The organism is Krasilnikovia sp. M28-CT-15 (assembly GCF_047159595.1).
Lineage (GTDB): Bacteria > Actinomycetota > Actinomycetes > Mycobacteriales > Micromonosporaceae > Actinoplanes.
In genome coordinates this window covers 4,606,557-4,624,976 of the sequence record NZ_BAAGAK010000001.1, presented here as the reverse complement: position 1 = coordinate 4,624,976, position 18,420 = coordinate 4,606,557, and the positions used below count along the sequence as shown (strand labels likewise).

The 18,420-nt window shown below is 71.3% G+C and carries 15 protein-coding genes; 8 read left to right on the top strand and 7 right to left on the bottom strand.

The window, feature by feature from the left end:
* Positions 1–4 precede the first annotated feature (4 nt).
* The 5 genes from ACMCNO_RS21045 to ACMCNO_RS21025 form a co-directional block, all read right to left on the bottom strand.
* Positions 5–1,030: a beta-ketoacyl-ACP synthase III gene (locus ACMCNO_RS21045; protein ID WP_412751170.1), complete on the bottom strand. Its 1,026-nt coding sequence runs from the start codon at positions 1,028–1,030 to the stop codon at positions 5–7.
* Positions 1,008–1,721, bottom strand: coding sequence for an AAA family ATPase (locus ACMCNO_RS21040; RefSeq protein ID WP_412751169.1), 714 nt, complete (start codon positions 1,719–1,721; stop codon positions 1,008–1,010). The genes ACMCNO_RS21045 and ACMCNO_RS21040 overlap by 23 nt, the downstream gene beginning before the upstream one ends.
* Positions 1,718–2,599, bottom strand: coding sequence for an AvrD family protein (locus ACMCNO_RS21035; RefSeq protein WP_412751168.1), 882 nt, complete (start codon positions 2,597–2,599; stop codon positions 1,718–1,720). Before ACMCNO_RS21035 ends, ACMCNO_RS21040 begins: the two co-directional genes overlap by 4 nt.
* Positions 2,600–2,907: 308 nt before the next feature.
* The gene (locus tag ACMCNO_RS21030; protein WP_412751167.1) at positions 2,908–3,573 is read right to left on the bottom strand and encodes a response regulator; all 666 of its coding nucleotides are present in this window, start codon (positions 3,571–3,573) and stop codon (positions 2,908–2,910) included.
* Between the two features lie 190 nt (positions 3,574–3,763).
* Complete coding sequence (locus tag ACMCNO_RS21025) at positions 3,764–5,287, bottom strand: AMP-binding protein (protein ID WP_412751166.1); 1,524 nt, start codon at positions 5,285–5,287, stop codon at positions 3,764–3,766.
* 306 nt (positions 5,288–5,593) lie between these two features.
* Here ACMCNO_RS21025 and ACMCNO_RS21020 point away from each other — a divergent pair, with 306 nt between their 5' ends.
* The 7 genes from ACMCNO_RS21020 (at position 5,594) to fahA (ending at position 15,196) form a co-directional block, all read left to right on the top strand.
* Positions 5,594–7,024 carry a xanthine dehydrogenase small subunit gene (locus ACMCNO_RS21020; protein WP_412751165.1) on the top strand — a complete coding sequence of 477 codons (1,431 nt, stop codon included), beginning with the start codon at positions 5,594–5,596 and terminating at the stop codon, positions 7,022–7,024.
* Positions 7,021–9,468, top strand: a complete 2,448-nt coding sequence (xdhB, locus tag ACMCNO_RS21015; protein ID WP_412751164.1) for a xanthine dehydrogenase molybdopterin binding subunit — start codon at positions 7,021–7,023, stop codon at positions 9,466–9,468. The genes ACMCNO_RS21020 and xdhB overlap by 4 nt, the downstream gene beginning before the upstream one ends.
* Positions 9,461–10,351: a xanthine dehydrogenase accessory protein XdhC gene (gene xdhC / locus ACMCNO_RS21010; RefSeq protein ID WP_412751163.1), complete on the top strand. Its 891-nt coding sequence runs from the start codon at positions 9,461–9,463 to the stop codon at positions 10,349–10,351. Before xdhB ends, xdhC begins: the two co-directional genes overlap by 8 nt.
* Entirely contained in the window at positions 10,348–11,679 is a 1,332-nt protein-coding gene (locus ACMCNO_RS21005; RefSeq protein ID WP_412751162.1) for a guanine deaminase, read from the top strand. Before xdhC ends, ACMCNO_RS21005 begins: the two co-directional genes overlap by 4 nt.
* Positions 11,680–11,901: 222 nt before the next feature.
* Positions 11,902–13,107, top strand: coding sequence for a homogentisate 1,2-dioxygenase (locus tag ACMCNO_RS21000; RefSeq protein WP_412751161.1), 1,206 nt, complete (start codon positions 11,902–11,904; stop codon positions 13,105–13,107).
* Complete coding sequence (locus ACMCNO_RS20995) at positions 13,104–13,958, top strand: hypothetical protein (RefSeq protein ID WP_412751160.1); 855 nt, start codon at positions 13,104–13,106, stop codon at positions 13,956–13,958. The genes ACMCNO_RS21000 and ACMCNO_RS20995 overlap by 4 nt, the downstream gene beginning before the upstream one ends.
* Complete coding sequence (gene fahA, locus ACMCNO_RS20990) at positions 13,955–15,196, top strand: fumarylacetoacetase (protein ID WP_412751159.1); 1,242 nt, start codon at positions 13,955–13,957, stop codon at positions 15,194–15,196. The genes ACMCNO_RS20995 and fahA overlap by 4 nt, the downstream gene beginning before the upstream one ends.
* Before the next feature lie 12 nt (positions 15,197–15,208).
* Here the strand turns inward: fahA and ACMCNO_RS20985 are convergent, their stop codons facing one another.
* Positions 15,209–16,423, bottom strand: coding sequence for a hypothetical protein (locus ACMCNO_RS20985; protein WP_412751158.1), 1,215 nt, complete (start codon positions 16,421–16,423; stop codon positions 15,209–15,211).
* Between the two features lie 165 nt (positions 16,424–16,588).
* Between ACMCNO_RS20985 and ACMCNO_RS20980 the strand changes: the two genes are divergently transcribed.
* Positions 16,589–17,383 carry a polysaccharide deacetylase family protein gene (locus tag ACMCNO_RS20980; RefSeq protein WP_412751157.1) on the top strand — a complete coding sequence of 265 codons (795 nt, stop codon included), beginning with the start codon at positions 16,589–16,591 and terminating at the stop codon, positions 17,381–17,383.
* Here ACMCNO_RS20980 and ACMCNO_RS20975 read toward each other — a convergent pair.
* On the bottom strand, positions 17,349–18,356 hold the full coding sequence (locus tag ACMCNO_RS20975) for a helix-turn-helix domain-containing protein (protein ID WP_412751156.1): 1,008 nt from the start codon (positions 18,354–18,356) through the stop codon (positions 17,349–17,351). The two genes, ACMCNO_RS20980 and ACMCNO_RS20975, sit on opposite strands and share 35 nt — an antisense overlap.
* Positions 18,357–18,420: the final 64 nt, after the last annotated feature.

The following is an 18,420-nucleotide window of genomic DNA, read 5'->3' as shown; positions in this document are numbered from 1 at the left end:
TCCTTCAGATTTCCAGGTTGGGCCAGGTGAGAGTGGCGGAGCCCCAGGTGAGGCCGCCGCCGAAGGCGGTGAGCAGGAGCCGGTCGCCGGGCGTGAACCGCTCGGCGGCGTCGGCCATGGCGAGTGGGATGGACGCGGCGGAGGTGTTGCCGACGCGGTCGAGGTTCATCACCGCCCGGTCCGTGGGCACCTCCAGCTGGTCGGCGACCGCCCGCAGGATGCGGGCGTTGGCCTGGTGGCCGACCAGCCAGTCGACCTCTGGCCCGGTCCAGCCGGTCGCATCGAGCACGGTGCGCGCGGACTGGGCCATCCGGTTGACCGCGTGGACGAAGACCGCCCGGCCCTGCATGGCGAAATAGGTGTCCTCGACCGGTGCGGGCTGCCCGGTCGAGCGCTGCCGCGACCCACCGGCCGGCACGATGATCAGTTCGGCCAGGTCTCCGTCGCTGCCCAGGTCGAACCGGCCGAGCGCACCCGCCTCGTCCGGCCTGCCGGCGCGCAGCAGTACGGCGCCCGCCCCGTCCCCGAAGATCGGCACGGTGGTCCGGTCATTCGGGTCGAGGATCGTGCTGAACGTCTCGGCCCCGATCACCAGTGCCTGCCGGGCCAGCCCGGCGGTGATCGCCGCGGACGCGGTGGCCAGCGCGTACACGAAGCCGGAACACACCGCCGCGATGTCGAACGCGGCAGCGTTGCCGAGCCCGAGCCGGGCGGCCACGGCCGGGGCGGTCCCGGGCAGCGGATGGTCGGGCGTGGTGGTCGCGACCACGACGAGGTCCGCCTCGGGCGGCGTGCCGTTGCCGGCCGCCGACTTCAGCGCCCGGGTGCCCGCCTCCACGGCCAGGTCGCTGGTCGCCTGGCCGGGTGCGGCCACGTGCCGTTCGCGGATCCCGGTCCGGCTGGAGATCCACTCGTCCGTGGTGTTCAGCCGCTGCGCCAGCATCTCGTTGGTCACCACGGTCGGTGGCACGTAGCCGCCGAGCCCCGCCAGCACGGCGGCCCGGGGTTCAGCCGACAGGTTCGGACGCACGGTCCACCTCGTCCCGGATGTCCAGCGCCGCGTACTCGGCCTCGGCGATCGCGATCGCCTCCTCGACGGAACACACGACTGGCAGGTCGAACAGGTCCACGATCGCCCGCAGCCGGTCGGGCAGGTCGCCCCCGATCTCGTAGAACGGGATGCCCAGCTCGGTCAGCGTCTCGAGCAGGAACTCGTCGGACATCGTCCGGAACCGCTCGTTGACCGGCCGGTGCCCGTCCTCCGCCAGCGGCAGCTCGTTGCGCAGGTGCACGAACGCCTGGAAGTTGTGCTTCACGTGGCGTTTCATGGCCCTGCCCAGCTGATCCATGACGTCCTCGAAGAACCGGATCTCGTCGGTGCGCTCGACCGATTCCACGTCGGACAGATGCACGGAGTCGTTCGGGTTGATGCCCACGGTGACCCGCACCGAGCCGTAGATCCATTCCTGGAGTGACGAGCCGTCCGAGATGAAGCCGTCCCACAGGCTGCTCTCGTGCACGGCGCGTTCGGAGTGCCGCACGACGATCATCTGCAGCAGTTCCGCCGCCGTACACTCCTCGAGCTTCTTGCCCGGGGCGGCGTCGGGAAGGATCTCCCGCATGGTCTTGGCTCGGGTCCGTGGGACACCGGTGTACGCGGACAGCGCCATCGCGGTCAGCGTCTTGCCGGACGAGTACGTGCCGGACACTCCGAGTCTCATTCGGTTCCTCTTTCTGCCGGAAGTTCGTGGGTGACGGCGCAGCTGGTGTGCACGCCGAAGAATTCGCCGCTGATGGTCGCGGTCCGCCAGGAGCCGCCCCGCATCGCGACGACCCTCGCGTCCTCGAGCGACGCGCTGGTGGTCACCGGGCCGGTGAGGACCGGTGCCGGTGCGGCCGCCTCGAGGACCGTGGTACGCATCCACAGCGTGTTGGTGGTCCTGCGGTCCACGGCGTCCAGCTCGTAGAGCAGGATCTGGCCCAGCTGCAACGCGACCACGAACGCGTCGATCATCGTCACGTGCCGGTCCCGTTCGAGGCCGGCGGTCGCCGTGGCAGCCAGGGCGTGGCGGTCCACGTGGATGTCCCGTACGTGCTGGCGGTGCTCCCGGAAGTCCTGCCAGAGCGTCGGCGACGGCTGCGCCAGTACGGTGAAGTGCAACCGCAGCCGCATGTTCGCGACCTGCACCGGCACCTGGATCTCCGCGCCGGTGACCGTCGGCGCGTCGGCGGAGACCTCGAACCCGGCCAGGTCGTCCTCCACCGCCCGCGGACCCGCCTGGATCTCCACCCGGCGCAGCCAGGCCGAGTCGGCGTCCAGGCCGTCGCGCAGCAGCCGCATCTGCGCGGCCTCGGCGCCCAGCAGCAGCACGTCGACCGTGCTCAGATGCGGACGCAGCTCGGAGCCGCCCTTGCGCGACCAGTCCGTCGGGTACCGCACCGAGGCGGTCGCCCGCGTCTGGCCGCCGGCGCCGATGCCGTCCCAGCTCACGAGATGTTCGGCCCGGCGGTAACCGCTGCCGAAGAAGCGACCGGAGGCCGGCCCCAGACGGTCGTCCAGGGAAGCCAGTTGAAATGTGCCGTGTTGTGGCACGTCCATCACCGATCCTTTCGGTAGTCGACCGGTTGTCGAAAACAAACACTAACGGCGAGAACGGGGCCCGGAAATGGTTTCGCCACCATGGAGAGGCTTTCCGGATCGAACGGTGTAGGTGGCTTGTGCATTACTGTTCGTCCTCGCTGGGGCGTGCATTTACCGCTCGAAAGACGCAAGGCATTTCCGATAAGGCGGAATGTGGTTCGCGTCACCGATAATTCGTCGGGTGAGGGCGCAATTCAGCGCTGCGACGAGTGGCGTCGCGACAGTCGCAACAGGTGGCAGGCAGTGCTCGGCGGGGGTGTGCCCCGCTACGCGGCGATCGCCGGAGCCGAACTCAACAGCCCCGCTGCCCGGGCCTTGTTGACCGCGTCCAGGCGCGACACGGCGTTCAGCTTGCGGAACACGTTGTGCAGGTGGCGCTTGACCGTCGCCTCGGTCAGCGACAGCCGGTTCGCTATCTGAGCGTTGCTCATCGCGTGCGAGGTCAGCTGGAGAATCTCCGACTCGCGGGAGGACAGCGGATTGACCTGCGGCGTGTGCGCGCGTGCCACCGTGCTCGGCGACACCGACAGCACGACCCGGTCGGGATCGGTGACCACACTACTCACCGCGGCGACCAGGTCCTTCCAGCCGACGGTCTTGAGCAGGTATCCGCGGATGCCCAGGCCGAGCAATTCGCTCAACAGCTGCGCGTCGTCGTGCATCGTCAGGACGATGACGTGGCAGTGGGGAACGGTTTCCCGCACCCGCCGCACGACGGTTGTGACGTGCGTTCCCCCGGTATCCACATCGAGGAGAATGACGTCAGGCCTGGCTCTGGGCGCGACCTCGACGGCCGTCGTACCATTGGCGGCCTCGGCGACCACCCGAATGTTCTGGTTCGCCTGCAGAATGCTGCGCACGCCGTCGCGGAACAACGTGTGGTGGTCGACCAGCATGACGTTCGTCGTCGTATGGTCGATCGTCATGAACATCCTCCGGATTGGGGTAACCAATTCGACGTCTGCTTGCCGTGGGAAGGCGCTGTGGTACAGCGTCCGCCCGCAACACCAGGAAAAGAGTGGTCACCGCCCACGGTGATACACGAAAGGGCGCTCCGGACGGAGGTCGGGAAAGGTGTTACCGGTGTGGCAGGTGAGCCTCAAACCGCAGTCCCGCCGCCGGTCAGTTGACCTTGCGTGCCCGGTCGCCCCAGTACGGTTCGCGCAGCTTGAATTTCTGGACCTTGCCCGTCGCGGTCCGGGGCAGCGCGTCGAGGAACTCCACCCGCTTGGGGCATTTGAAGCCGGCGAGGTGATCCCGGCAGTGGGTGATGATGTCCTGCGCGGTGAGCGGGCTGCCGTCCGTGACCACCAGCGCGGTGACCAGCTCGCCCCACGTGTCGTCGGGGATACCGATCACGGCGGCCTCCCGGACCGACGGGTGGGAGATCAACGCGTCCTCGACCTCGATCGAGGACACGTTCTCACCGCCGGTGATGATGACGTCCTTCTTCCGGTCGGAGATCGTCAGGTACCCGTCGGTGAGCGTGCCGCCATCGCCGGTGTGGAACCAGTTTCCGGCCTGCGCCCGGGCGGTCTCCTCGGGGTTGTCCCAGTAGCCCTCGAGGTTGGTGTTGGACTGGGCCAGCACCTGGCCGTCGGCGTCGATGCTGAGCCGGGTGCCGAGCGCGGGCGCACCGGCCCGGCCGAGGAGGCGGGCCTGCTCGTGCGGATCAAGGCCGGTCCACTCGGCGCGCATGCGGTTGAGGGTCAGCAGCGGTGAGGTCTCCGTCAGGCCGTAGATCTGGATGAACTCCCAGCCCAGCTCCGCCCGGATCCGCTCGATGGTCCGGGTGGGCGGCGGGGCACCGGCCACCACGATGCGGACCCGCTCCCGGCCGGGGATCTCCCCGTTCCACGTCGCCGCGGCGTCCAGGACCGCGGTGACGACCGCGGGCGCGGCGCACAGGATGGTGACGCCGTGCCGCTCGATGCGCCGCAGGATCTCGGCGCCGTCGACCTTGCGCAGCACGATGTGGCGGCCGCCGAGGCCGGTCAGTGCGTACGGCATGCCCCAGCCGTTGGCGTGGAACATCGGCAGGGTGTGCAGGAGCACGTCGTGGTCGGACAGCGTGGTGTGCAGGCCGAACGTGACGGCGTTGAGCCACAGGTTGCGGTGGGTCAGCTGGACGCCCTTGGGGCGGGCGGTGGTGCCGGAGGTGTAGTTCAGCGTGGCGGTGAACGACTCGTCGCCCGCCCACGGGGCCGGGTCGGCCGTGCTGCCGAAGATCTCGTCGTCGTCGCCCAGCATGAAGACGTGCTTCGCGGTGACCGTGTCGCACAGGTGCCGCAGTTCGGGATCGATGAGCAGGACCTCGGCGCCGGAGTGCTCCACGATGTATCTGACCTCGGGAGCCGACAACCGGAAGTTGACCGGCACCAGGATGCGGCCCCAGCCGGAGACGCCGAAGAACGACACGAGCAGGCGGGCGGCGTTGTGGGACACGATCGCGACCCGGCCGCCTCTCGGCACGCCCAGCGCGTCCAGGCCGGCGGCCTCGGCCCGGGCCAGCCGGGCCACGTCCGAATAGGTCAGGGACCCCCACGAGGGAGCCGGCTGGTCAGGTTCGTCGACGATGGCGACGCGGTCGGCGTACACCAGTTCGGCGCGGTCCAGAAAATCGCGTACGCCCAGATCGAAGAACACGAACCGGTCCCTTCGCTCGCCTGTCCCCACCATAGGTGCACAAGGTCGTGCGTGGTGACTCGTGTGAGCGCGAAGGCCCGCGGCGCGCCCGGAGGGTGGTCACTTACGGTAGTCGGCGGTCGCGGCGGCACCCGAGCCCTGCCTCGGCCGATCGGATGAGCTTCCCGGCGCGGATGCGCAGGGCTAGAGTGGGCCACGGCGAGGGCGTGTTGTTCGCATGGATAACCAACCGCCCCCAGCGTCATCCGCCAACCATGTGCCAGGCCCAGCGGGGCCTGGGCAGAACCCGGCGGACAGGAGCTGGACATGGCCGATGCCAAGATCTGCGTCAACGGGCGGGACCGTCCGCTCGGTGATGTCGCCGTGCACACGACCGCGCTGGAATGGCTGCGCGGGCAGGGGCTCACCGGCTGCAAGGAAGGCTGCGGCGAGGGGGAGTGCGGCGCCTGCTCGGTGCTCGTGGCCCGCCCCGGGGTGGACACGCCGACCGAATGGGTGGCGGTCAACGCCTGTCTGCTGCCCGCCGCCGGGCTCGACGGTCAGGAGGTCGTCACGGTCGAAGGGCTCGGCGACCCGGACCGCCTGCACCCGGTGCAGCAGGAGATGGCCGTGCGCGGCGGTTCCCAGTGCGGGTACTGCACGCCCGGCTTCGTCTGCAGCATGGCCGCCGAGTTCTACCGCCCGGGCCGGGAGGCGGGCCCGCCGGACGCCGACCACGGGCCGAACGGCTTCGACCTGCACGCGCTCAGCGGCAATCTGTGCCGGTGCACCGGGTACCGGCCGATCCGTGACGCCGCGTACGCGCTCGGCGCCGCGGCCGACGGTGACCCGTTGGCCCGCCGCCGGGACGCGCCCGCGCCGCCGCCCCGGCCGACGCGGGTGCGGCACGGTGACCGCGAGTTCGTACGCCCCGCCACGTTGGCCGACGCGCTCGCGCTGCTGCGGGACCACCCCGCGGCGACCGTCGTCGCGGGGGCCACGGACTGGGGGGTCGAGGTCAACCTGCGCGGCGCGCGCGCCGAGCTGGCCGTCGCGATCGACCGCCTGCCGGAGCTGCGCGGGCTCACTGTCAGCCCCGACCACATCGAGATCGGCGCCGCGCTGACGCTCACCGAGATCGAACGCCGGGTGGCCGGCCGGGTGCCGCTGCTCGCCCAGCTGCTTCCGCAGTTCGCGTCCCGGCTGATCCGCAACGGCGCCACCATCGGCGGCAACCTGGGCACCGGGTCGCCCATCGGCGACTGTGCACCGGTGCTGCTCGCCCTGGACGCCACCGTGGTGCTGGCCGGCGCCGACGGTGAACGACAGGTGCCGCTGGCCGACTACTACACCGGGTACCGGCGCAGCGTCCGGCGCCCCGGCGAGCTGATCCGCGCGGTACGCCTCCCGCTGCCGCTCGCTGCCCTGGCCGCGTTCCACAAGATCGCAAAGCGCCGGTTCGACGACATCTCCAGCGTGGCCGCCGCCTTCGCTCTGGATGTCGTCGACGGCACGGTGGTCCGGGCACGGATCGGGCTCGGCGGCGTCGCGGCCACGCCGATCCGCGCCCGCGCCACCGAGGCGGCGTTGGTGGGCGAGCCGTGGTCGGCGGCGACGGCCGAGGCCGCCGCGCGGGTGCTGCGCGGCGAAGGCACCCCCCTGGACGACCATCGCGCCAGCGCCGCGTACCGGGCCGCCATGCTGGAACAGAGCCTGCGGAAGCTGTACGCCGACAACCCGCCGGAGGTCCTGGCATGAGCGACGGCATGAGCGGGCTGTCCGAGCGGCCGGAGAGTGCCGCGGTCGGCGTCGCGATCCCGCACGAGAGCGCCACGCTGCACGTCACTGGCGCCGCGCTGTACACCGAGGATCTCGCCGGTCGCACCAAGGACGTGCTGTACGCCCACCCGGTGCAGGTGCCGCACGCCCACGCCCGGATCACCGCGCTGCGCGTCGCGCCCGCAATGGCCGTGCCCGGCGTGGTCCGGGTGCTCACCGCCGCGGACGTGCCCGGGATCAACGACGGCGGGGTCAAGCACGACGAGCCGCTCTTCCCCAGCGAGGTGATGTTCTTCGGGCACGCCGTCTGCTGGGTGCTCGCCGAGACGCCTGAGGCGGCCCGGCTCGGCGCGGCGGCCGTCGAGGTCGACGCCGAGCCACTGCCGTCGTCCATCACCCTCGCCGAGGCGATCGCCGCGGACAGCTTCCAGGGCGCCACCCCCCAGGTCGTCCGCGGCGACGTCGAAGCCGGGCTGGGCGCCGCCGCGCACGTGTTCAGCGGCGTGCTGGAGTTCGCCGGGCAGGAGCACTTCTACCTGGAGACCCAGTGCGCCCTCGCGCAGGTCGACGAGGCCGGGCAGATCTTCGTGCAGTGCAGCACCCAGCATCCCTCGGAGACCCAGGAGATCGTCGCGCACGTGCTGGGCTGTCCCAGCCACGAGGTGACCGTGCAGTGCCTGCGCATGGGCGGCGGCTTCGGTGGCAAGGAGATGCAGCCGCACGGGTTCGCCGCGGTCGCCGCGCTCGGCGCGACACTGACCGGCCGCCCGGTGCTGGTCCGTCTCACCCGTACCCAGGACCTCACGATGACCGGCAAGCGGCACGGCTTCCATGTCGACTGGCGGGTCGGCTTCGACGCCGACGGGCGGCTGCAGGCGCTGGACGCGACGCTGACCGCCGACGGTGGCTGGAGCCTGGACCTGTCCGAGCCGGTGCTGGCCCGCGCGCTGTGCCATGTGGACAACGCGTACTGGCTGCCGAACGTGCGGCTGACCGGACGCATCGCCCGGACCCACAAGACGTCCAGCACGGCGTTCCGCGGCTTCGGCGGCCCGCAGGGAATGCTGGTCATCGAGGACATCCTCGGCCGGTGCGCGCCGCTGCTCGGCATCGACGCCGGCGAGCTGCGGGAACGCAACTTCTACCAGGAGGGCCAGAGCACACCGTACGGGCAGCCGGTGCGCCACGCGCAGCGGCTGCACCGGCTGTGGCAGGAGGTCCTCGACGGCGGCGCGGTCGCCGAGCGGCGGCAGCGGATCGCCGCGTTCAACGCCGGGCACCCGCACACCAAGCGCGGCCTGGCGCTCACCCCGGTCAAGTTCGGCATCTCCTTCAACTTCACCGCGTTCAACCAGGCCGGGGCGCTCGTGCACGTCTACCGGGACGGTTCCGTCCTGGTCAACCACGGCGGCACGGAGATGGGCCAGGGCCTGCACACCAAGATGCTGCAGGTGGCCGCCACCACGCTGGGTGTGCCGCTGGAGCGGGTGCGGCTGGCGCCGACCCGGACCGACAAGGTGCCCAACACCTCGGCCACGGCGGCCAGTTCCGGCGCGGACCTCAACGGCGGGGCCGTGAAGAACGCCTGCGAGCAGATCCGCGACCGGCTCGCTACGGTGGCCGCCGCCATGCTGGGCGGCGACGACGCCGACATACGCATCGTCGACGGCGTCGCCCGGCGCGCCGGTGCGCCCGACGGCGTCGCGTGGGACGAGCTGGTCCGTACGGCCTACTTCCAGCGGGTACAGCTGTTCGCCGCGGGCTTCTACCGCACCGAGGGGCTGCACTGGGACTCGTCGGTGATGCGAGGCTCGCCGTTCAAGTACTTCGCGTACGGGGCGGCGGCCGCCGAGGTCGAGGTGGACGGGTTCACCGGGGCACACCGGATCCGCCGGGTGGACATCGTGCACGACGTCGGGGACAGCCTGTCCCCGCTGATCGACATCGGTCAGATCGAGGGCGGCTTCGTGCAAGGCGCGGGCTGGCTCACGCTGGAAGACCTGCGCTGGGACACCGAGGGCGCGGCGCGCGGGCGATTGAGTACGCAGGGGGCCAGCACGTACAAGCTGCCCAGCTTCTCCGAACTGCCGGAGGTCTTCAACGTCACGCTGCTGACCGACGCCACCGAGGACGGGGTCGTGTACGGCTCCAAGGCGGTCGGTGAGCCGCCACTCATGCTGGCCTTCTGCGTCCGCGAGGCGCTGCGCGAGGCCGTGGCGGCGTTCGGGCCCGCCGGTATCAGCGTCCACCTCGCCTCACCGGCCACGCCGGAGGCGGTGTTCTGGGCGGTCGAGCGGGCCCGCACCGGCGATGGACATGGCGCCGTGGCCGAGGCGAACCTCGCCCCGCCGCAGCCCGGCGCGCAGGCGCATCCCCTGCGTCCGGAGTCCGAGCGGGTCGGCGAGGCGGTGCACCATGGCTGAGGGCGGATGGGTCGCCGCGGTGGCGCGCCTGCGCGCGGATCGCGAGCCCGGTGTGCTGGTCACCGTCGTGACGGTGCGCGGGCACGCGCCCCGCACGGCCGGCGCGAAACTCGTGGTCGGCGCCGCCCGTACGTGGGGGTCGATCGGCGGTGGCAACCTCGAGGCGATCGCGACCGACAAGGCCCGTGCGCTGCTGGCCGCGGGCACGGTCGCGCCCGAGCTGTTCACCGTCACGCTCTCGGACAAGGCGCCGTTGCAATTCGGCGTGCAATGCTGCGGCGGGACCGTCACCGTCCTGCTGGAACCGCTGCCGGTGACGCCCGCGGTGGCCGTGTTCGGAGTCGGCCACGTGGGCCTGGAACTGGCCCGCATCCTGGCCCGGCACGATCTCGACCTGCATCTGGTCGACACCCGCCCGGAGCAGCTCGCCGACGAGCGGCTGGCGGTACTCGCCGACGCGGTCGCCCGCGTCCACGTGCACCGGCTGGCCGTGCTGCCCGAGATCGTGCTCGGGGAGCTGCCCGCCGGCACCCACGTCCTGATCATGACGCATGATCACGCCGAGGACTTCGCGCTGTGCGACGCGGTGCTACGCGGCGGTGACTTCGGTTCGATCGGCCTCATCGGCTCGGCCGCCAAGTGGGCCCGGTTCCGCACCCGGCTCGCCGCGCACAGCCACGACGCCGCGACGGTCGCACGGATCACCACGCCGATCGGCATCCCCGGCATCCGCGGCAAGGAACCCGCCACGATCGCCGTCAGCGTCGCCGCGGACCTGCTGCGCACCATCGAACGCGAGGCGTGTCCGGATACCGCCGCCGACCCACCCGCCACCGAGCGCGGCACCGCCCCGCTCGCCGCGCCCGCGGACGCCGACGGATGATCCTGTACCGCGCACAGGTCATGGACACCCCCGACGACCCGTTCCACGGGGGCGTCCTGCGCCACGACGCCGACGCCGGGATCCTCGTCGACCGCGGGCGGATCGTCGAGCGGGGGCCCTTCCCGCAGCTGCGCTCCCGGCACCCGGCAGCGGAAGTGGTCGCACTCGGCGACGGCCTGCTGCTGCCCGGCCTGGTCGACACGCACGTGCACTTCCCGCAGGTACGCATCATCGGCGCGCTCGGCATGCCGCTGCTGGAATGGCTGGACCGGTGCGCGTTGCCGGAGGAGGCCCGGCTCGCCGACGTGATGTACGCCCGCGCGGTCGCGGCCGAGTTCGTCACCTCGCTGCTGGCCGCGGGCACCACCACGGCGCTGGTCTTCGGCTCGCATTTCGCCCCGGCGGTGGACGAGCTGTTCACCGCGGCCGCCCGGCACGGCCTGCGCATCACCAGCGGGCTGCTGGCATCCGACCGGATGCTGCGCCCGGAACTGCACACGACCCCGCAGCGCGGCTACGACGAAGGGCGGGCACTCGCGGACCGCTGGCACGGCAAGGGACGCAGCCGGTACGTGGTGACCCCGCGTTTCGCGCTGTCCTGCACCGACGAGCTGCTCGAATCCTGCGGGCAACTGCACCGCGACGTGCCCGGCAGCTGGTTCACCTCGCACCTCAACGAGAACCTCGCCGAGATCAGTACGGTCCGGCAGCTGTTCGGCGACGGCAGCTATCTCGACTGCTACGACCGGCACGGGCTGGTGGGCCGCAGTAGCGTCTTCGCCCACAATGTGCATCCCGCCGACGCGGAACTCAAGCGGCTGGCCCAGGCCCGGTCCAGCGTGGCGCACTGCCCGACCAGCAACGCGGCGCTGGGCAGCGGCCTGTTCCCGTTGAACCGTCACCTGTCCTACGGGGTCGCGGTGGCGCTGGGCTGCGATGTCGGAGCCGGCACCGGCTTCTCGCTGTTCAAGGAGGGGCTACAGGCGTACCTCCTGCAGCGCCTGGGCGGCGAGGACGGCGTGCCGCTGGCCTCGGCCCACCTGCTGCACCTGGCCACCGCGGCCGGGGCCGATGCCCTCGGCCTGCGTGACCAGGTCGGTGACCTGGGCGTGGGCCGCCGCTTCGACGCGATCTGGGTGCGGCCCGCACCGGGCACCCCCTTGGCCATCGGCCTGCGGCATGCGAACGGACCGGACGACGCCCTGGCGAGGGTGTTCACGCTGGCCACGCCGCACGACGTGGCACGGGTGTGGATCGACGGCGAACCCGTCGCGCCAGCGGCCGGGCCCGGGTCGGGCGAAGGCGACGGCGACCGGCCATCGGTCTGACCGGCTGCTGTACAGATTGCCCAATGGCTGCTCGATCGTGTCGGCGGTTCTGCACAGAATGCTCGCTCCCGACTGGGCGTGTTGTGCACCACAGTCCCGTTCACCAAGCTGGAGGCCGCAGCCCGATCCCGCTGAAGGGGGATCAGTTCAGGTCCGTGCGTGACACGCTCACAACGTCTGACCGGCGCATCGGCAACCCGTCGGGCACGAACGGAGGTACGGATGGCGCACTACCAGCGAGCCGGCAGCATCCCGGCGAAACGGCACACCCAGCACCGCGACGCCGGCGGCTCCCTCTACTACGAGGAGCTGATGGGGGAGGAGGGCTTCTCCTCGGACTCGTCGCTGCTGTACCACCGGCACGTACCCTCGGCCATCGTCGACGCGCGCGCCTGGGACCTGCCCGACCTGGCGACCGTGCCGAACCAGCCGTTGCTGCCCCGGCACCTGAAACTGCACGACCTGTTCGGCGAGCAGGAGTGGAAGGCGCGGGACGCGGTGCGCGACCGGCGCCTCGTGCTGGGCAACGCCGACGTCCGGATCGCCTACGTGGTGGCCGGTGAGGTTTCGCCGCTCTACCGCAACGCCACGGGCGACGAATGCGCGTACGTCGAGTCCGGCACCGGCACCGTGGAAACGGTCTTCGGTGACCTGGAGGTCGGTGCCGGCGACTACGTGATCATCCCGCGCGCGACCACCCACCGCTGGGTGCCCGCGGGCAGCGATCCGCTGCGCCTGTACGTCATCGAGGCCAACAGCCACATCGCCCCGCCCAAGCGGTACCTGTCGCGCTACGGCCAGTTCCTGGAACATTCGCCGTACTGCGAGCGGGACCTGCGAACCCCGGGGACGCCGCGGATCGTCGACGAGCAGGACGTCGAGGTCTACATCAAGCACCGCGGCGACGGCCCGGCCGGGCTCACCGGGACCGTGCACGTGACGCCCCACCACCCGTTCGACGTCGTGGGCTGGGACGGTTGCCTGTACCCGTACGCCTTCAACATCGCCGACTTCGAGCCGATCACCGGCCGGGTCCACCAGCCGCCGCCGGTGCACCAGGTCTTCGAGGGCACCAACTTCGTCATCTGCAACTTCGTGCCGCGCAAGGTGGACTACCACCCGTTGGCCGTGCCGGTGCCGTACTACCACTCGAATGTGGACAGCGACGAGGTCATGTTCTACGTCGGCGGCGACTACGAGGCCCGCAAAGGCTCCGGGATCAACGTCGGCTCCATCTCGCTGCACCCCGGCGGCCACTCGCACGGCCCGCAGCCGAGCGCCATCGAGGCCAGCCTCGGGGCGGAACGCTTCGACGAACTCGCGGTCATGGTGGACACCTTCCGGCCGCTCGGCCTCGGCGAGGCCGGCCGCGCCTGCGACGACGGCCGGTACGCCTGGACCTGGGCGGGACGGGGCCCGGCCTCGTGACCGTGACCCGGACCGCGTCCGCCCGGCTCTTCGGCGGCCTGCTGGACGACGCCGCCATCTTCCCGCCCGGCAACGCCGCAGTGCCCGATGCCGTGCGGGCCCACCGCGCCCGGGCGTCGTCGCCGCTGGCGCCGCTGCTCGGCCCGTTCATCTGTTCCCTGCCACGGTGGGCGGAGCTCAGGCCGGCGCTGACCGCCGGAACCCCGCTGCCGGTCGCGCTCACCCTCCCCGGCGGCGCCGGCGACGTCGCCGCCGGGATCGCGCAGGCGGGCGCGGAGCCCCGGGTGGACCTGGTGGCGCTGGAGGTTCCGGCGTCCGCCGACGGGCTCGCCACGCTGGCGGCCACCGTCGCGGGGCACGCGCCGTCGACGGTGCACACCTACGTCGAGCTGCCGTGGGCCGACGTCACGGCGGCGCGGGCCGCCACGCTGGCCGAGGCCGGACTTCGACTCAAGGTCCGCACCGGCGGGGTGGCCGCGACGGCCTTCCCCGACGAGCGGCAGCTGGCCGGTGTGCTGGACGCGGCGGTGCGCGGCGGCGTCGCCTTCAAGCTCACCGCGGGCCTGCACGACCCGATCCGGCACCGGGATCCGGTCACCGGCTTCGAACACCACGGCTTCCTGAACGTGCTGCTGGCGACCGCCCGCGCCCTGGACGGCGCGACCACCGACGCAATCGCCGCGGTGCTGGCCGACACCGAAGGCGCCCGGGTGGCCGCCGCGGTCGCCGGGATCGACGACTCCCTGGCCGAACGGGTGCGCCACCATTTCGTCAGTTTCGGCACGTGCAGCATCACTGAGCCGGTCGACGGCCTGCTGCACCACGGACTTCTCCCGGAGGACCCACGTTGACCACCGTCTCTGCCGCCACCTGGCTCGACATCCCGGCGGATCATCCGTTCGGCGTCGCCACCCTGCCCTACGGGGTGTTCAGTACGGCGTCCGAGCCGGAGGCCCGGGTCGGTGTCGCGATCGGCGAGATGATCCTGGACCTGGCGGCAGCCATGCGGCGCCTGGCCTCGCCGCTGGCGCCCACCGTGGCGGGACCGTCGCTGGACGCTCTGCTGGCCGCCGGACCCCAGGCCTGGTCACAGGTGCGCGCCCTGGTGACCGCGTGGCTCACCGACGCCACGTTCAGTGAGCAGCTGGGCCCGCACCTCGTACCGGCGACCGACGCCGTACTGCATCTGCCGTTCACGGTCGCCGACTACGTCGACTTCTACGCCTCCGAGCAGCACGCGACCAACCTCGGACGGATGTTCCGGCCCGGCCAGGACCCGCTGACGCCGAACTGGAAACACCTCCCGATCGGCTACCACGGCCGGGCCGGCACCATCGTCGGCTCCGGCACCGACATCGTCCGGCCCTGCGGCCAGCGCCGCGGCACCGACGGCGAGATCACCTTTGGACCGTCGGCGCGCCTCGACATCGAGGCCGAGCTGGGCTTCGTGGTCGGCACCCCGTCGCGGCTGGGCAGGCCCGTCGACCTCACCCGGTTTCCCGAGCACGTGTTCGGCGTCTGCCTGGTCAACGACTGGTCCGCCCGCGACATCCAAGCCTGGGAGTACGTGCCCCTCGGCCCGTTCCTCGGCAAGTCCTTCGCCACCTCCGTCTCACCCTGGATCGTGCCGCTGGCCGCGCTCGCTCCCGCCCGGGTGACACCACCGGCGCGGACCGTGCCGCTGCTGCCGTACCTCGACGATGCGCGGACGCCGCCGTGGGGGCTGGACGTACGCCTCGAGGTGCGGCTCAACGGCCACGTCGTCTCCCGCCCGAGGTTCGACGGCATGTACTGGACCGGCGCGCAGATGCTGGCGCACCTGACCGCCAACGGCGCGTCGGTGCGCACCGGCGACCTCTACGCCTCCGGCACGATCAGCGGGGAGCGCCCCGACCAGCGCGGCTCGCTCATCGAACTGTCGTGGGGCGGCACGGAACCCGTGCAGCTGCCGGACGGCACGACCCGTACGTTCCTCGAGGACGGCGACGAGATCGCGATCAGCGCGACCGCGCCCGGCGCGGACGGTGCGGTCATCGGTTTCGGCGAGGTCCGTGGCCGCATCCTGCCCGCGACGGAGCCGCCTCGATAGGCTCCGGGCGGGTCAGCGCAGGATGCCGGTGTGGCCGAGGGAGTAGCGGCCGGGCTGCGGCCAGACGCACAGGCCGTGGGGTTGCCCGCCGACCTTGATGCGGGCGAGCAGGCGGCCGTTGGCGGTGTCGATGGCGTACACCTCGGCGTGGTAGCGCCCGGAGAGCCAGAGGACCTTGCCGTCGGCGGAGACGCCGCCCATGTCGGGGCTCGTGTGGCCGGGTAGCCGCCACTTCGTGACGACCTTGCCGGTGGCGAAGCTGATGAGCGAGACGCTTCCCTCACCCCGGTTGGCGACGTACAGGAACCGGGAATCCCGGCTGGGGTAGAGACCGTGCGCGCCGTCACCGGTGGGCACGAACGTGGGTGTGGTGAAACGGTCGCCGTCGAGGACCCACACGCCGCTGGTCTGCATGTCGGCGACGTACCAGGTGCGCCCGTCCGGGGAGATCTTGATGTCCTGCGGCATGGGATGCTCGGCCGGCAGGTGGATCCGCCCCAGCACGGTGTGCCGCAGTGTGTCGACTTTGATCAGGTCGCCGGAGAACTCGCACGTCGCGATGAAATAGCGCCCGTCCGGGGAGAAATCCGCGTGGTTGATCCCCGCGCACCCGACAGGCAGCGTGTCCTTGACCGCCATCGTGTGCGGGTCACGGAAGACGATCTCCTTCATCCGCTCTTCCATGACGACGGCGTACCTGCCGTCCGGCGTGAAGTACAGGTTGTACGGATCCTCCACGGGCACGGGCTTGCCGAAGCGGCCGGTGGCCGGGTTGATCGGTGTCAGGGAGTTGCCGGTGTTGTTGTTGACCCACAGCGTCCTGAGGTCCCACGACGGCACCACGTGCTGGGGTCCCTTGCCGACCGGTACGGTGCGCAGCACGCGGTAGGTGCGTGGGTCGATGACCGTCACCGTGTTGCCGTCCAGATTGGGGACGTACACCAGCGGCTTGTCCCGGCGTACGACGGCGGACAGGGCGCCGGGCCGATCCGCGGCGTAGAGGTCGCTCGGCGACAGCGGCGCCGGCATTCCGGGCAACAGTCCCGGTGCCCCGGCCGGCGCGGCGGAAGGGTGCACCGCGGAGGCGGAGGGTTGCACCCGGGAGTTCGCCGCCTCGGCGCGGTGAGCGGGATCCTCGCTGTCGCAGGCGGCGACGGTTGCCAGAGCGGTGATGAGCGCCGCCGCCACCGTGAGGCAGCGTCGGAACCGTCCGGGGGGATGCGTCACATGGCCTCCAACCTCACGGGGAGTGACGACGACGGATGAATGCCGGAATTCGGATGCTACGGCACTTCCGCCACATCGCGACGAGCACACGTCGGGGGCTTGCACTCGGCCGCTAGCGTGTTCGCCGTGTTCCTCGCCCGCCGTCGATGTCGTCCGGTCACACTCGTGGCCCTCGTCGCGGCGATCACCCTGGCGGTGACCGCGGGATGCCACTCGCCAGGCTCCCCGGCCGTGGCGGCCCGGGCTCGCCCCAGTAGTGCGAGCACGCCGGGCCCGGCGCAATCACCGCAAGCCGCCCAACCTGGTGCCGCCAATCCGTTCGCGGGCAAACTGCCCACGTTCGGGCCCCTGCCGGCACCCCACCCGATCGCGCTGCCGGGCGGCCCGATCGCTCCGATCTACCAGAGGCTGCCGGTCGATCAGCCGGTGGCGTTCCTGACCATGGACGATGGTCAGACCCAGCTGGCGCAGGCGCACGAGCTCATGCAGGCGGCGAACATCCCGTTCACGATGTTTCTCATCGCCCCGGTCGCCGGCGCGAACCCGTCGTTCTTCCAGCGGCTGACGGCATCCGGCGGGGTGATCGAGGACCACACGCTGACCCATCGCAGCCTGCGGGGCAGGCCGTACGAGTTTCAGCGCCAGGAGATCTGCGGGGCGAAGACGAGCCTCGAGCAGACGTTCGGCACGACCGTGAGATTCTTCCGTCCGCCGTACGGCAACTACGACCGGAACACCCTCAAGGCCGTCCACGACTGCGGCCTGCAGGCCGCGTTCTACTGGTCGGAAACGGTCAACAACGGAAAGGTCCGCTACCAGACCCCGCTGCACAGGATCCAGCCCGGCGACATCATCCTGATGCATTTCCGGCCCGGGTTCATCAAGGACGTCACCGCGGCACTGCGGGCCATCCATGACGCCGGTCTCACTCCGGCCTTGCTCGAGGACTATCTGCGCTGAGCCAGCCGCGGAGCGTGGCCTGCATGCCGGCCTGGAACCGCGTGTTGGCCCCGAGCCGGTCCAGCAGGGCGCGCAGGCGTCGCTGGTAGGTCCGGTGGGCGAGGCCGAGCTGCGCGGCGATGACCTCGTCGGTGGCCCCGCTGGCCAGCAGGCTGAGCAGCCGCAGTTCGTCGGACGTGGGCCGGTCGGCGCTGCCGGGCTGTTCGTCGGGGCCGGTCAGGCGCAGCGGAAGGGCCTGGCGCCACAGGTGTTCGAAGAGCGTGCCGAGCGCTTCGAGCAGGCCGGACGGGTGCACGACGACCATGCTTTCCAGCCGGGCCGGGGCGGGTTCCAGGGGCAGGATCGCGGCGTGGTCGTCGATGAGGCCCAGTTTGGTGGGTGCGTCGTTCATCACCCGCGCCTCCTCCCCGAGCCCGATGCAGGTCTCCACGTCGGTACGCAGATCGTGGAACTCGATCAGGCCGACCGAGTCGTAGATGGCGCGGCACCGGACGCCCTTGGCCAGCATGTCGGATTCGGCGGCGATGTTGTCCTGCGCGGGCACGGCATAGGGGGGCTTGTCCACGACCCGCAGTTGTCGGCGGGCGCTGCGCTGAAGCTGCATCCACCGCTGCCGGATCAGCGGGCGGCCGGTGACGATTTCGACCAGCTCGGCGGGATCGCGGCCGCCGGCGGTCTGATGGAAGCGGGCCAGCAACTGCTCGACGTACTCCCGGGCCTGCGTCAGTGCCTGCTCGCGGGCGGTGAACAGTTGCTCGAACGCGGTCGCCGGTGACACCGCGGCGTATCGGGACGGCGGGCCGGGGACCCGCGTGATCAGGTGCTTGGTCACCATCGTCTCCGTGGTTCTGCGGAGCACGTCGGCGCCGAGGGACACGGCCTCCGCGAGATCCTCCACAGTCTGCGGCGGACCCTCGATGAGGATCTCGTAAACGGCCTGTTCGACGGGGTCGAGATCAAGGGCGTCGAGCATGCGCTGATTCTGCCCCCCGCCCGGCGTGATCTTGCCCCGGGAACCGTGGCGGAAAGGTGCCAGG

What these genes read in the sequence shown, in the direction of transcription:
- ACMCNO_RS21030 (WP_412751167.1), bottom strand. Translation starts at nt 3,573, where the DNA reads ATGTTCATGACGATCGACCATACGACGACGAACGTCATGCTGGTCGAC.
- ACMCNO_RS21035 (WP_412751168.1), bottom strand. Translation starts at nt 2,599, where the DNA reads ATGGACGTGCCACAACACGGCACATTTCAACTGGCTTCCCTGGACGAC.
- ACMCNO_RS21000 (WP_412751161.1), top strand. Translation starts at nt 11,902, where the DNA reads ATGGCGCACTACCAGCGAGCCGGCAGCATCCCGGCGAAACGGCACACC.
- ACMCNO_RS20975 (WP_412751156.1), bottom strand. Translation starts at nt 18,356, where the DNA reads ATGCTCGACGCCCTTGATCTCGACCCCGTCGAACAGGCCGTTTACGAG.
- ACMCNO_RS21040 (WP_412751169.1), bottom strand. Translation starts at nt 1,721, where the DNA reads ATGAGACTCGGAGTGTCCGGCACGTACTCGTCCGGCAAGACGCTGACC.
- xdhC (WP_412751163.1), top strand. Translation starts at nt 9,461, where the DNA reads ATGGCTGAGGGCGGATGGGTCGCCGCGGTGGCGCGCCTGCGCGCGGAT.
- xdhB (WP_412751164.1), top strand. Translation starts at nt 7,021, where the DNA reads ATGAGCGACGGCATGAGCGGGCTGTCCGAGCGGCCGGAGAGTGCCGCG.
- ACMCNO_RS21005 (WP_412751162.1), top strand. Translation starts at nt 10,348, where the DNA reads ATGATCCTGTACCGCGCACAGGTCATGGACACCCCCGACGACCCGTTC.
- ACMCNO_RS21020 (WP_412751165.1), top strand. Translation starts at nt 5,594, where the DNA reads ATGGCCGATGCCAAGATCTGCGTCAACGGGCGGGACCGTCCGCTCGGT.